General features: G+C 50.6%; 12 protein-coding genes. 2 read left to right on the top strand and 10 right to left on the bottom strand.

Translation table 11 applies throughout. The features are described from left to right. Positions 1-92 precede the first annotated feature (92 nt). The 8 genes from sucD to sdhC form a co-directional block, all read right to left on the bottom strand. On the bottom strand, positions 93-965 hold the full coding sequence (gene sucD, locus E6C74_RS01170) for a succinate--CoA ligase subunit alpha (RefSeq protein ID WP_136482559.1): 873 nt from the start codon (positions 963-965) through the stop codon (positions 93-95). Then, positions 965-2,131 (bottom strand): ADP-forming succinate--CoA ligase subunit beta, encoded by a 1,167-nt coding sequence (sucC, locus tag E6C74_RS01165; protein ID WP_136482557.1) that lies wholly within the window; start codon positions 2,129-2,131, stop codon positions 965-967. Before sucC ends, sucD begins: the two co-directional genes overlap by 1 nt. Positions 2,132-2,326: 195 nt before the next feature. Next, positions 2,327-3,535 (bottom strand): 2-oxoglutarate dehydrogenase complex dihydrolipoyllysine-residue succinyltransferase, encoded by a 1,209-nt coding sequence (gene odhB / locus E6C74_RS01160; protein ID WP_136482555.1) that lies wholly within the window; start codon positions 3,533-3,535, stop codon positions 2,327-2,329. A 30-nt stretch (positions 3,536-3,565) separates the two neighbouring features. Further along, positions 3,566-6,376, bottom strand: a complete 2,811-nt coding sequence (gene sucA, locus E6C74_RS01155) for a 2-oxoglutarate dehydrogenase E1 component (protein ID WP_136482553.1) — start codon at positions 6,374-6,376, stop codon at positions 3,566-3,568. A gap of 86 nt (positions 6,377-6,462) precedes the next feature. Next, positions 6,463-7,173, bottom strand: a complete 711-nt coding sequence (locus E6C74_RS01150) for a succinate dehydrogenase iron-sulfur subunit (protein WP_136482550.1) — start codon at positions 7,171-7,173, stop codon at positions 6,463-6,465. A gap of 15 nt (positions 7,174-7,188) precedes the next feature. Next, on the bottom strand, positions 7,189-8,955 hold the full coding sequence (gene sdhA / locus E6C74_RS01145; RefSeq protein ID WP_136482548.1) for a succinate dehydrogenase flavoprotein subunit: 1,767 nt from the start codon (positions 8,953-8,955) through the stop codon (positions 7,189-7,191). After that, entirely contained in the window at positions 8,956-9,300 is a 345-nt protein-coding gene (gene sdhD / locus E6C74_RS01140) for a succinate dehydrogenase, hydrophobic membrane anchor protein (protein ID WP_136482545.1), read from the bottom strand. Further along, positions 9,294-9,686, bottom strand: coding sequence for a succinate dehydrogenase cytochrome b556 subunit (gene sdhC / locus E6C74_RS01135; RefSeq protein ID WP_136482543.1), 393 nt, complete (start codon positions 9,684-9,686; stop codon positions 9,294-9,296). Before sdhC ends, sdhD begins: the two co-directional genes overlap by 7 nt. A 394-nt stretch (positions 9,687-10,080) precedes the next feature. On the opposite strand from sdhC, the gene E6C74_RS01130 reads away from it, so the two are divergent. Continuing rightward, a complete protein-coding gene (locus tag E6C74_RS01130; protein WP_136482541.1) occupies positions 10,081-11,370 on the top strand; it encodes a citrate synthase in 1,290 nt (429 codons plus the stop codon). An 87-nt stretch (positions 11,371-11,457) separates the two neighbouring features. On the opposite strand, the gene E6C74_RS01120 is transcribed toward E6C74_RS01130, so the two are convergent. After that, on the bottom strand, positions 11,458-12,216 hold the full coding sequence (locus E6C74_RS01120) for a Nif3-like dinuclear metal center hexameric protein (protein WP_168796940.1): 759 nt from the start codon (positions 12,214-12,216) through the stop codon (positions 11,458-11,460). 128 nt (positions 12,217-12,344) lie between these two features. Here E6C74_RS01120 and E6C74_RS01115 point away from each other — a divergent pair, with 128 nt between their 5' ends. Beyond that, on the top strand, positions 12,345-13,103 hold the full coding sequence (locus tag E6C74_RS01115; RefSeq protein WP_136482537.1) for a DUF1853 family protein: 759 nt from the start codon (positions 12,345-12,347) through the stop codon (positions 13,101-13,103). 119 nt (positions 13,104-13,222) lie between these two features. Here E6C74_RS01115 and pgm read toward each other — a convergent pair whose 3' ends face one another. Next, on the bottom strand, positions 13,223-14,869 hold the full coding sequence (gene pgm, locus E6C74_RS01110) for a phosphoglucomutase (alpha-D-glucose-1,6-bisphosphate-dependent) (protein WP_136482535.1): 1,647 nt from the start codon (positions 14,867-14,869) through the stop codon (positions 13,223-13,225). Positions 14,870-14,974: the final 105 nt, after the last annotated feature.

Here is a 14,974-nt window from a genome sequence, read left to right as displayed (position 1 = left end):
GATAGTCGCAATCAACATTGTCAGCAATAAAAAAAACTGTCAGCCATAAAAAAACCCGGGAAAACCCGGGTTTTTCTCAATTCGCCAGCGAATTACCAGCCAGTCACTTCACGCAGTGCTGAACCGATATCTGCCAGGCTTTTCACTGTTTTCACGCCTGCTGATTCCAGTGCCGCAAACTTCTCGTCTGCCGTACCTTTACCACCAGAGATGATTGCACCAGCGTGGCCCATGCGCTTGCCCGGAGGAGCAGTAACACCCGCGATGTAAGAAACAACCGGTTTGGTTACGTTCTCTTTGATGAACGCTGCCGCTTCTTCTTCCGCAGTACCACCGATTTCGCCGATCATAACAATCGCCTCGGTTTCCGGATCTTCCTGGAACAGTTTCAGAATATCGATGAAGTTAGAACCCGGAATTGGGTCGCCACCGATACCAACACAGGTAGACTGACCGAAGCCTTCATCAGTCGTCTGTTTTACTGCTTCATAAGTCAGCGTACCTGAACGAGATACGATGCCGACTTTACCTTTACGGTGAATGTGACCAGGCATGATACCAATCTTACACTCATCCGGAGTAATAACACCCGGACAGTTAGGGCCGATCATACGTACGCCGGTTTCTTCCAGTTTCACTTTCACGTCAATCATATCCGTTGTCGGGATACCTTCAGTGATAGTGACGATAAGCTGGATACCCGCATCAATCGCTTCCAGAATCGCATCTTTACAGAAAGGCGCTGGTACGTAGATAACGGTTGCCGTTGCACCTGTGGCTTCTACTGCTTCACGTACGGTGTTAAACACTGGCAGACCCAGATGTGTTTGACCGCCTTTGCCCGGAGAAACACCACCCACCATTTGTGTACCGTAAGCAATCGCCTGCTCTGAGTGGAAGGTACCCTGTCCGCCGGTAAAACCCTGACAGATTACTTTGGTGTCTTTGTTAATTAATACAGACATTATTTGCCCTCCGCTGCAGCAACAACTTTCTGCGCTGCGTCAGTAAGCGACTCAGCTGCAATGATATCCAGACCTGACTTAGCCAGTACTTCGCGGCCTAGGTCCGCGTTAGTGCCTTCAAGACGAACGACAACCGGTACAGTTACGCCGACTTCTTTCACAGCACCGATGATGCCTTCAGCGATCATGTCACAACGCACGATACCGCCGAAGATGTTAACCAGTACGGCTTTTACGTTGTCATCAGACAGGATAATCTTGAACGCTTCTGCAACGCGTTCTTTAGTAGCACCGCCGCCGACATCCAGGAAGTTAGCCGGTTTGCCGCCGTGCAGGTTCACGATGTCCATGGTACCCATTGCCAGACCGGCACCGTTTACCATACAACCTACGTTACCATCCAGAGCAACATAGTTCAGTTCCCATTGCGCTGCGTGCGCTTCACGGGCATCTTCTTGTGAAGGATCGTGCATTTCACGCAGTTTTGGCTGACGGTACAGAGCGTTAGAGTCGATGTTGATCTTACCATCCAGACACAGCAGGTTGCCTTCACCGGTCAGAACCAGAGGGTTGATCTCCAGCAGAGCCAAGTCGTACTGAGCGAACATCTGGCCCAGACCCATGAAGATTTTAACGAACTGTTTGATCTGATCGCCTTGCAGGCCCAGTTTGAATGCCAGTTCGCGGCCTTGGTATGCCTGAGGGCCAACCAATGGATCAATCGCTGCTTTGTGAATCAGTTCCGGAGTCTCTTCCGCAACTTTCTCGATTTCCACGCCACCTTCAGTCGATGCCATGAAAACGATACGACGGGTCGAACGGTCAACAACGGCACCCAGGTACAGTTCATTAGCGATGTTTGACGCTTCTTCTACCAGGATCTTAGTCACTGGCTGACCATTCGCATCTGTCTGGTAAGTGACCAGGTTTTTACCCAGCCATTTCTGTGCGAATTCTTTGACACCTTCTTTGGTGTCGTGCAGTTCTACGCCGCCCGCTTTACCGCGGCCACCTGCGTGAACCTGACATTTAACTACTTTTTTTGCCGTCGAAATACGGCCAGCCGCTTCAAAAGCTTCCTGTGGCGTATCACATGCATAGCCTTCTGGCACAGGCAATCCGAATTCTGCAAACAGCTGTTTGGCTTGGTATTCATGCAAATTCATTGATCTATTCCGTTTGTTCTTCCCTTAAGGGACTTATAATTTCCATGACGCGTTCACAGTTACTGTCGCGCGTCTGTAGGGTCTTCTCAAATCAACTGCGCAAGACAGTTCATATGAAGGCCGGACGTTGAGCAGTCTAGCCTTAGCCGCAATCAAACGTCTAGCTATCGGCGATAACTAGACGTTTCAGCGATATTAAACGTCTAACAGCAGACGTGTTGGGTCTTCCAGCAACTCTTTGATGGTTACCAGGAAGCCAACTGACTCACGACCGTCGATTAAACGGTGGTCGTAAGACAGCGCCAGATACATCATTGGCAGGATTTCAATCTTGCCGTCGACAACCATGGCACGGTCCTGGATTTTGTGCATACCCAGAATAGCCGCTTGTGGCGGGTTGATGATTGGCGTTGACATCAGGGAACCAAACACACCACCGTTAGTGATAGTGAAGTTACCGCCAGTCAGTTCGTCAACCGTCAGTTTGCCGTCACGACCTTTCACTGCCAGCTCTTTGATACCTTTTTCGATCTGAGCCATGCCCAGTGTATCTGAGTCTTTCAGTACCGGAGTCACCAGACCACGTGGCGTAGAAACCGCGATGCTGATATCGAAGAAATTGTGGTAAACAATCTCGTCGCCGTCGATTGACGCATTCACTTCAGGGAAACGTTTCAGCGCTTCGGTCACCGCTTTAACGTAGAAAGACATGAAGCCCAGACGGATGCCGTGTTTCTTCTCAAACACATCCTGGTACTGCTTACGCAGATCCATGATAGGTTTCATGTTGACTTCGTTAAACGTGGTCAGCATAGCAGTGCTGTTTTTCGCTTCCAGCAGACGCTCAGCCACACGCTTACGCAGGCGGGTCATTGGAACGCGTTTTTCACTGCGTGCTGCAACCGGAGCCTGAACAGGTGCTTCTTGTGCTGCCTGAGGCGCTTTCTTATCAGCAGCCAGGAAGGCTTCGATGTCTTCACGAGTGATGCGACCGCCAACACCCGTACCTTTCACCTGAGAGGCTTCCAGGTTATGTTCAGCCAGCAGACGACGAACCGCCGGGCTCAGTGCATCGTTGCTCTCTTCCGTCAGTGTCGCTTTATGGCGTTTGTCTGGTGAAGATTCGCTTGCACTGGTGGTGTCCTTAGTCGGCTCACCGGCAACCGCGCCTTTTTTGATGCGAGCCAGCAGTTGCTTAGACAGTACGGTCGAGCCTTCCTCTTCCAGAATAGCTTCCAGCACGCCATCTTCAGGAGCCGGAACTTCCAGTACTACTTTGTCGGTTTCAATTTCTACAATCACTTCATCGCGTGCAACGGCGTCACCTGGTTGTTTGTGCCATGTCGCAACGGTTGCGTCTGCTACTGATTCAGGTAAATCTGGAACCAGAATTTCAACTGTCATATCTATGTCTTCCTTTTTTAGTTCTAGTTCTTAAGCTAGGGTCAGAGCGTCTTCAACCAACGCTTTTTGTTGTTTCAAGTGTACCGACATGTAACCTACTGCTGGTGAAGCAGAAGCAGGACGGCCTGCATATTTCAGATCCGCACCAGCTGGGATGGCTGCGCGGAAGTTGTGCTGGCTAGAGTACCAGGCGCCTTGGTTTTGCGGCTCTTCCTGACACCAAACATAGTCCACCACATTGGTGTACGGGGCGATAGCAGCCTGTACTTCTTCAATCGGGAATGGGTACAGCTGTTCGATACGTACAATCGCGACGTCTTCCTGCTCGTTACTGCGGCGCTGTTCCAGCAGGTCGTAGTAAACTTTACCTGAACAGAACACCACGCGTTTCACCTTGGCTGGGTCCAGCGTGTCGATTTCCGGAATTGCGGCCTGGAATGCCCCCTCAGCCAGCTCTTCCATGCTGGAAACACACAGCGGATGACGCAGCAGCGATTTCGGTGACATCACGATCAGCGGACGACGCATCTTACGCACCACCTGACGACGCAGCATGTGGTAAACCTGAGCCGGAGTCGACGGTACAACAACCTGCATATTCTGCTCAGCACACAACTGCAAGTAACGCTCAAGGCGAGCAGAGGAGTGCTCTGGACCCTGACCTTCATAACCGTGTGGCAGTAGCATAGTCAGGCCGCACAAACGTCCCCACTTCTGCTCACCGGAAGAGATGAACTGGTCCACCACCACCTGAGCTCCGTTGGCAAAGTCACCAAACTGCGCTTCCCAGATAGTCAGGCCGCCGGGTTCTGCTGTGGCATAACCATATTCGAACGCCAGTACTGCCTCTTCTGACAGAACCGAGTCAATCACTTCGAATGGACCCTGGTTGTCATGAATGTTGCTCAGCGGAATGTAAGTGCTGGCATCGCCCTGGTTGTGCAGAACTGAATGACGGTGGAAAAAGGTTCCACGACCGGAATCCTGACCTGAGAGACGGATACGTTTGCTGTCATCCACCAAAGTGGCGTAAGCCAGTGTTTCCGCCATACCCCAGTCGAGCATTTTTTCGCCGGAAAGCATCGCGCGACGGTCGTTGTAGATTTTATCTACCCGGCTTTGCAGCTTGTGGCTTTCAGGATACTGACAAACACGCTGACCCAGTTCTTGCAGACGCTCAAGCGGGTATTTGTTGGCCCACTCTTCATTCCACTCATGGCCCAGGTATGGTGACCAGTCAACCGAGTGCATCGTCATCGGACGCCACTCTTTCACTACGACTTCGCCGCGGTCCAGAGCATCGCGATATTCATTCACCAGCTGAGTCGCGGTTTCGATATCACTTTCTTTACGGTCAATCAGCACATCCGCGTACAGCTTACGAGGTGTCGGATGCTTTTTGATTTTCTGATACATCAGAGGCTGAGTCGCATTTGGCTCATCCGCTTCATTGTGACCATGCCGGCGGTAACATACCAGGTCAATCACTACGTCGCGTTTGAACTCATTACGATAATCCAGCGCCAGACGGGTAACGAAAGCAACCGCTTCCGGATCATCCGAGTTAACGTGGAAAATCGGCGCCTGAACCATCTTCGCAATGTCAGTACAGTACATGGTCGAGCGAGTATCACGAGGGTTGGAGGTAGTAAAGCCGACCTGGTTATTCACCACGATGCGAACCGTACCGCCCACGCAGTAACCGCGCGCCAGAGACATGTTGAAGGTTTCAGCCACGACACCCTGACCGGCAACAGCAGAGTCACCGTGGATGGTAATTGGCAGAACTTTGCTACCGTCATCATCGCCGAGACGATCCTGACGAGCGCGCACCGAGCCCATAACCACAGGGTTGACGATTTCCAGGTGTGATGGGTTGAATGCTAGTGCTAAATGCACATCACCACCAGGCGTTGCAAAGTCAGCCGAGAAACCCTGGTGATATTTCACATCACCGGTACCCCAGGTTTCGTCATGCTTACCTGCAAACTCATCGAACAGATCCTGCGGTTTCTTACCCAGAACGTTGACCAGCATATTCAGACGGCCACGGTGCGCCATCCCGATGACCACTTCACGCATACCGGTTTTACCCGCATGACGAATCAGTTCTTTGGTCATTGGAATCATCGCGTCGCCACCTTCCAGTGAGAAACGCTTTGCACCCGGGAATTTTGCCCCCAGATAGCGTTCCAGACCTTCAGCTGCGGTCAATTCTTCCAGGAAAGTTTGCTTTTCATCCAGAGTGAACGACGGCTGTCCGACCACAGGCTCAAGACGTTGCTGAATCCAACGTTTTTGCTCTGTGTCTGTCATGTGCATGTATTCTGCACCAACCGAGCCACAATAGATGTTGTTGAGAGATTGATAGATGTCTTTCAGACGCATGGTTTCTTTGCCAACCGCAAATGAACCTACGTTGAAAGTTTCTTCCATATCTTCGGCAGTCAGGCTGTGGAAAGAGGGGTCTAATTCCGCCACAGGAGGGCGTTTCCACAATCCGAGAGGGTCCAATTGGGCTGCTTCGTGTCCGCGAAAGCGGTATGCGTTAATCAGCTGTAGGACTTTTACTTGTTTTGCATCGACTTCAGGATCACTAACTTGGACACTGTAATGCTTTGTTTCTTGAGCGAGTCGTCTGAAGTAGTCACGGACACGTGAATGTGGCTGTTCTGCCACATTGTCGGGTTGCGCAGGCAGCCCTTCAAAAACACGTTTCCACTCCTCACTGACCAGATCGGGATCACTTAGATACAGTTCGTAGAGGTCCTCTACGTAAGTTGCATTGGCGCCAGCCAAGTGTGAAGACTCGAGCCATGCCTTCATCACGCCGTTGTGCATTATTTTCCCTTAACCAGTAGTTTTCACGTTTGCTTCGGTCTACGCCGAGCTAATAAACGCAGGCCCGCAGGCCTGCAATTTTTTATCTAAACCGAACGGTTTACCAGCATCGACTTGATATGGCCGATTGCTTTCGTCGGATTCAATCCTTTCGGACAAACACTTACACAGTTCATGATGCCGTGGCAACGGAAAACGCTGAATGCGTCATCAAGATTGGATAAGCGTTCGTCTGTCGCGGTGTCGCGGCTGTCGATCAACCAACGATAAGCGGCCAGTAAGCCCGCAGGACCGATAAATTTGTCCGGATTCCACCAGAATGATGGGCAGGACGTTGTACAACATGCACACATGATACATTCATACAAGCCATCAAGATGTGCGCGATCTTCCGGAGATTGCAGATTCTCACGCGATGGTGGTAATGCATCGTCAGCAATCAGGAATGGTTTCACTTTGGCGTAGTTATCGTAGAACTGAGTCATATCAACGATCAGGTCACGAATTACCGGCAGACCTGGCAGCGGACGAATCACAATTTTGTCGCCTTTTAACGCCGACAATGGAGTGATACACGCCAGACCATTTTTACCATTCATGTTAAGACCGTCCGAGCCACACACACCTTCACGGCATGAACGGCGGAACGCAATCGACGGGTCTTGCTCTTTGAGCAGAATCAGCGCATCCAGAACCATCATGTCAGAGCCTTCTTCCACTTCAAGCACGTAGTCTTTCATGTAAGGCTTTTTATCGACATCCGGATTGTAGCGGTACAGAGAGAAGTTCATTTTCATCAGTCAGTCCTCCTCTTAGTAAGTACGTACTTTTGGCGGGAACGCTTCGCGGTGAACCGGCGTCATGTTGACATCACGCTTGTTCATCTGCTCAGTTTCCGGGTTGTAAATCGAGTGGCACAGCCAGTTTGCATCGTCACGATCAGGGAAGTCGAAACGAGCGTGGGCACCGCGACTTTCGGTACGGTAGTTCGCTGCAACCGCAGTCGAGAAAGCGGTTTCCATCAGGTTATCCAGCTCCAGACACTCAACGCGCTGGGTGTTGAATTCCTGTGACTTGTCCGCCAGATGAGCATCTTTCAGACGTTCACGAATCACTTTCAGCTCTTCCAGGCCGTTTGCCATTGCATCACCTTCACGGAATACCGAGAAGCTGTTTTGCATGCAACGTTGCAGGTCTTTACGGATTTGCACCGGATCTTCGCCGCCCTTGCTGTTTTCCCAACGCATGGTACGCGCCAGTGAAGCTTCAATGTCTGACTCAGTTACCGGACGAGCCTCAGCCTGTGCAGCCAGGGTTTCACCCAGGTGCAGGCCGGTTGCACGGCCGAATACCACCAGGTCAAGCAGCGAGTTGCCACCCAGACGGTTGGCACCGTGGACCGATACAGAAGCAATTTCACCACAGGCAAACAGACCCTGAACTTCAACGTCCTGACCTGCTGCCGTTTGCTTGATAGCCTGACCGGAAACCTGCGTTGGAACACCACCCATCATATAGTGACAGGTCGGGATAACCGGAATCGGTTCTTTCACCGGATCAACGTGAGCAAAGGTACGTGACAATTCACAGATACCAGGCAGACGAGACTCAAGCACGTCTTTACCCAGATGATCCAGTTTCAGCTTGATGTGCGGGCCCCACGGACCATCGCAACCACGGCCTTCACGGATCTCGATCATCATTGAACGCGCTACCACGTCACGACCAGCCAGGTCTTTGGCGTTGGGTGCGTAACGCTCCATGAAACGTTCGCCGTCTTTATTAAGCAGGTAACCACCTTCACCACGACAGCCTTCGGTCACCAGCACGCCGGCGCCGGCAATGCCGGTTGGGTGGAATTGCCACATTTCCATATCCTGCATAGGTACGCCAGCGCGCAGAGCCATACCAACACCATCACCGGTGTTAATGTGCGCGTTAGTGGTCGATGCGTAAATACGGCCTGCACCACCCGTTGCCAGAACCGTTGCCTTCGCTTTGAAGTAACAGATCTCGCCGGTTTCCATGCACAGTGCGGTACACCCCATCACAGCACCATCCTGGTTTTTCACCAGATCCAGTGCGTACCATTCTGAGAAAATGGTGGTTTTATGTTTAATGTTTTGTTGATAAAGAGTATGTAGCAGTGCGTGACCAGTACGGTCAGCCGCTGCTGCAGTACGTGCAGCCTGCTCGCCACCAAACTCTTTAGACTGGCCACCAAACGGACGCTGATAAATCGAGCCATTTTCGAAACGAGAGAATGGCAGACCCATTTTCTCCAGCTCAATTACCGATTCCGGGCCATTTTTACACATGTATTCGATAGCGTTCTGGTCACCGATGTAATCAGAACCTTTTACGGTGTCATACATGTGCCATTGCCAATTATCTTTGTGCGAGTTGCCCAGTGCCACTGTGATACCGCCTTGCGCCGATACCGTGTGAGAACGAGTTGGAAACACTTTTGACAACAGAGCACAAGTCAAACCTTGCTCTGAAATTTGCAGTGCTGCACGCATGCCAGCACCACCTGCGCCGATTACTACGGCATCAAACTCACGAACTGGAATAGTCACTTACGCACCCCACAATACAAATAGGCCAGAGAAAAAGTATCCGAACAACACGGCGATCACGACAAGCTGCAAACCGCCACGCAGTTTAGCGCACTTGACGTAGTCGGTCAGAACCTGCCACAAGCCGATCCAGCCGTGGATAAGGATGCATACCAAGGCCAGCATAGTGAACACTTTGGTAAACGTGCCGCCGAAGAACTCGGTCCAGGAAACGTAAGAGATATCAGTAAATGCACAAAAGGCAACGATATAGATGGTGTACAGAGTCATGATGATTGCGCTGGCGCGAATCAACAGAAAATCATGAACCCCGTTACGACCAAATGAGGAAACGTGTTTTACCATACCAAAACCCCCGCCAACAGAGATAGAACCACAGTAGCGCCGAACGCCACTTTCGCGCTCTGCGCACCAGACTCAAGCTCTTCAAAATAGCCAAGGTCCATAAGTAAATGACGAACACCACCAGCGATGTGGTACGCCAATGCGGTCAGAATACCCCACAGAATAAATTTCACGAAGAAACCGCCAACGATATCGCTCGCTTCGATGAACCCTTCTTGGGAGGATAATGACATGGATAATAACCAAAGCAGAATTCCGATTGCTACAAACGTAATAACCCCCGCCACGCGGTGAAGGATAGAAGCGATTGCTGTGATCGGAAAGCTGATGGTCTGCAGATCTAAATTAACAGGTCTAGACTTTCTTTCTTTCACGGGCTTGCTCACTCAGCTCCATTGAGCATTTATAGTTATGGATGAAATTTGGTGGCAAACCCACAAAAGTTAACATTTATTTAACCTTTACCCGCTTCAACACCGGAATAAAATTGTAAAACATTTGTTAACAAAGGAGATAAGCTATCACCTCACCGTTATAGCTAACCCTTAATTTATAAGGTTTCCACCAAAATTTGCCACGCCAATATACGGCTAGCAACATTCTACAACAATTGATGTAACAATTTTTGCTACACAGAACAGATTTTTAACTTTATATGTATAAAAAATCAAAGTAAGTGCACACATCGGGTGAGATTAATTGACTTTAACCAAGATCAGACGTACAAGAATGGCACACAAACATCCTGGACGGATTAAATAATAAACAAAGGAGATTGTTATGGCAGATAAGAAAGCGACCCTTCATATCGAAGGCAAAGCGCCAATCGAACTGCCGATTATGGATGGCTCACTGGGCCCTCAGGTAATCGACGTTCGTAAATTAGGTTCAAATGGTTACTTCACTTTTGACCCTGGTTTTCTTGCCACTGCATCTTGTGAATCTCAAATCACTTATATCGATGGTGACAAAGGTGTTCTGCTACACCGCGGTTTCCCTATCGACCAGTTAGCCAATAACGCTGATTACCTGGAAGTGTGTTATATTCTGCTTTACGGTGAAGCCCCTAATCGCGATCAGTACGAAGAATTCAAACGTACCGTTACTCGTCACACTATGGTCCATGAGCAAATCGCAAGCTTTTTCCACGGCTTCCGTCGTGATGCTCACCCAATGGCAGTAATGTGTGGCGTGGTGGGTGCCCTGGCAGCCTTCTACCATGATTCACTGGACATCAATAACGACTCGCACCGGGAAATCGCTGCGTACCGTCTACTGTCTAAAATGCCTACACTGGCAGCAATGTGTTATAAATACTCAACAGGTCAACCGTTTATCTACCCGCGCAATGATCTGGGCTACGCTGAAAACTTCCTGCACATGATGTTCGCAACACCATGTGAGGAGTACGAAGTGAACCCGGTTGTCGCTCGTGCGATGGACAAGATCTTTACTCTGCACGCAGACCATGAACAAAACGCCTCGACGTCAACAGTTCGTCTGGCTGGTTCTTCTGGTGCTAACCCATTTGCATGTATTGCCGCCGGTATTGCATCGCTATGGGGTCCGGCTCACGGCGGCGCGAACGAAGCGTGTCTGCGTATGCTGGAAGAGATTGGGTCAGTTGACCAAATCCCTGAGTATGTTGAACGTGCGAAAGACAAAGATGACCCATTCCGTCTGATGGGCTTCGGTCACCGCGTGTACAAAAACTATGACCCGCGTGCAACCGTAATGCGCGAAGCGTGTCACGAAGTGCTGAAAGAGCTCAGCATCAAGGACCCACTGCTGGATGTGGCGATGGAACTTGAGCGTATCGCTCTGTCTGATGAATACTTCATCGAGAAGAAACTCTACCCGAACGTAGACTTCTATTCCGGTATTATTCTGAAAGCGATCGGTATCCCGGTGTCTATGTTCACTGTAATCTTCGCGATGTCGCGGACTATCGGCTGGATTGCTCACTGGAATGAAATGCACAGCGACCCGGGCAGCCGTATCGGTCGTCCACGTCAGCTGTACACTGGTCAGGGTCTGCGTGACTTCGTGCCTCTGCACGAACGCGAATAATAGCCAGATGTTTGTTGTGTGATAACAAAGAGCGAGGCCTGGCCTCGCTCTTTTCATTAGTATCGCGCATTGAGTTCAGATTGTCCGTTACACCGGATTATCAATATCGACAAATTCAACCTCAAATCCGTGCTCGGCCGCCAGCCACTCCCCCAGCGCCTTCACCCCATAGCGTTCCGTAGCATGATGGCCCGCAGAGAAATAATGAATGTTAAGCTCACGAGCACTGTATGTGGTGCGTTCTGAGATTTCACCGGAGATAAACGCATCCATACCCTGCGCTGCCGCCAGTTCAATATAATCCTGACCACCACCGGTACACCAGGCGACTTTTTTAATCGGTTTGTCTGCCATCTCCGGGGCAATGTGCAGCGGTGCCCGGCTGAGTACCTGGCTGATACGCTGTGCCAATTGATCTCCGCTGAGCGCCTCAGCCAATGAACCATACATCGCCACCGATTGCGGATGCCCTTCAAGTCCACCTTCAACCTTAATACCCAGTCGCTTGGCCAGTTGCGCGTTATTACCCAGCTCAGGATGGATATCAAGTGGTAAATGATAGGCCAGCAGGTTGATATCATGCTTAATTAACTGACGGATGCGCGTACCTTTCATACCGCGAATCGCCTCATTTTCACCTTTCCAGAAATAGCCATGATGGACCAGCAACGCATCAGCATTAAGCTCTATCGCTTTTTCTATCAGCGCCTTAGATGCTGTCACACCGGTAACAATTTTTTTGACTTCCGATTTACCCTCAACCTGCAAACCGTTCGGGCAATAATCTTTAATCAGCTGTGGCGACAGCGTGTCATTGAGCAACATTTCAAGTTGTAAATTATTCATCATTGATCCCATTGCCTGATATTCATGGCGTGGTTATAACATTTTCATTTTAAAACTGACAATTTCCCGCTTACGCTACCAATTTCGCGCTAAAATGTCGAAAAGAACACTGACGGAACGAGACAATTATGGATCTGGAACAACTCACCCACTGGGTAGCCACTACCCCATCACTGTTTGAATCTGCCCCGCCGATTGCCGGCACACCGCCATTTCGTAAGCCCGCTTCGCAGAAATGGGCTGAATATCAGGGCAACCGCCGTCTGGGCTTTCTTTATCAGCATTTATGTTTGCAACTCTTCTCTGCCACGCCGCGTTATCACTCTGTATCGGACGAGATTCAGCTCAATCAACATGGCCGTACACTGGGCTCCATCGATTTTATCGTTAAAAACAGCAAAACCGAGCAGTATGAACACTGGGAAGTCGCGGTAAAGTTTTATCTGCTCCAGAATGGGCTATGGTACGGCCCGAATGCCCAGGACCGACTGGATCTCAAACTGGCCCATATGCTCAACCACCAGTTGCCGATGTCAACCAACGATGCGTTCATCAAAACCTATCCTTTATGGGCCAATGCACAACCCAATTTGCTGATGCAGGGACGTCTGTACCTCAATCCGTTCGTGCCGGAAACCGTGCCCGAAGACTGTCTGGGCTTTCGCCTCAATCAGTCGCAGGTCAGCGGATACTGGTGTTATGATCATCAGTTCGCTCAGATAGAAGAACCACTTTACCTGCTGGACAAATCACAATGGCTGACCGGGCGCAGCGCGGATGCCGAGCGTTTTCACGGCAACGCCGACGGTTTTGTCCACTGCCAGAGTGAATCCGGCCAATTCTGGTTTGTGGTTCCTCGCGACTGGCCCCACAATATCGGCGCGTAATCCGAACGCCTCTGACAATCACGCTGTACTCGGGCAGACAAACCGGAAACTACAGAGATAAAAAGAGGCGCTCAGTGCGCCTCTTCACGTCATAGTCTTCAACTGCCTCGCTCAGCCGATCACAGTCCGGCGTCTTTAAACACCTGGTTCACGATATCCTGAGCTTCTTGCTCTATTTGCTGCAGATGCGCTTCACCTTTGAAACTCTCACAGTAAATCTTGTAGATATCTTCGGTGCCGGAAGGACGCGCCGCAAACCAGCCAAAATCACTGGTCACTTTCAGGCCGCCAATCGCTGCACCATTGCCCGGCGCATGGGTAAGACGGGCAGTAATCGCATCACCAGCCAGAGTCTGGGCTGACACCATTTCAGGTGACAGCTTTTTCAATACCTCTTTTTGCGGGCCGTTCGCGACCGCCTGAATCCGGTTGTAGTGTGAATCACCATGTTTAGCCGCCAGCTCGTCATAGTACTGCTGCGGCGTTTTACCGGTCACAGCCGTAATTTCCGCGGCCAGCAAACACAGAATGATGCCGTCTTTGTCGGTTGACCACGGCGTACCATCTTTACGCAGGAAAGAGGCGCCAGCGCTCTCTTCACCACCAAAACCAAAGCTGCCGTTGTACAGCCCATCTACAAACCATTTGAAGCCGACCGGCACTTCGCACAGTTCACGGCCCAAATCCGCCACCACTTTGTCGATCATGGCACTAGAAACCAGGGTTTTACCGACAGCGACATCTTTACCCCAGCCGTCACGATGGCGGTACAGGTAATCGATACACACCGCAAGGAAGTGGTTCGGATTCATCAAACCTTTCGGAGTCACGATGCCATGACGGTCATAATCCGGGTCATTACCGAACGCCAGGTCGTACTCATCTTTCAATGCCAGCAGACCGGCCATCGCATACGGCGAAGAACAGTCCATACGAATGACACCGTCTTTATCCAGTGACATGAACTGGAAGCTGGGATCAATCGCTTCACTGACCAGGGTCAGATTCAGATTGTAGGCCTTCCCGATCTGGCGCCAATAATCAATACCACTGCCGCCGAGTGGGTCCACACCCAGTTTCAGGTTAGCTTTTTGAATCGCCGCCATATCAACCACATTCACCAGGTCGTCAATATAAGGCTTAACCAAATCCACCTGTTTAAACAATGCAGACTGTTTCGCCTCGCCAATCGGCAGGCGTTTTACTCCCTTCATCCCCTCGGCAATCAGCTGATTAGCACGGTTTTCAATCGCCTGGGTCAGTTCACCTTCCGCCGGGCCGCCATGAGTCGGGTTATATTTGATGCCGCCGTCCTGGGGCGGGTTGTGCGACGGGGTAATGACGATACCATCCGCTTTTTCGGCGTGGTCACGGTTGTAGGTCAAAATGGCATGGGAAATACCCGGCGTCGGCGTATAACCGTTGTCCTGCTGAACAATCACTTCAACGCCGTTGGCAATCAGGACTTCGATCACGCTGCTGAAGGCAGGTTCAGACAACGCATGGGTATCTTTACCAACGAACAGCGGACCTGAAGTCTTTTGCTCGGTACGGACTTCAACGATCGCCTGGGCGATCGCCAGAATATGGTTCTCGTTAAATGTGGATTTATCCGCAGTACCGCGATGCCCTGAGGTGCCAAATTCCACTTTGTGTTGCGGATTGCTTGGATCAGGCTGCAACAGATAGTAGTTAGCAACAAGCGCGGGAATATTATGCAGGTCCTGCTGTTGGGCTTTTTGTCCTGCACGTGGGTGCATTGGCATAGGAGACATCCTTTCAGAAATAACGACAAATAAAAAACCCCATAATACGCAGTTTAGATTGCATATTATGAGGTTTTAGTCAGACTTTTAGGGCTTGATCAATAT

The organism is Vibrio sp. H11 (genome assembly GCF_004804295.1).
GTDB lineage: Bacteria > Pseudomonadota > Gammaproteobacteria > Enterobacterales > Vibrionaceae > Vibrio > Vibrio ostreae.
The sequence above is the reverse complement of the archived record's forward strand: the minus strand, read 5'-3'. Positions and strand labels throughout refer to the sequence as shown.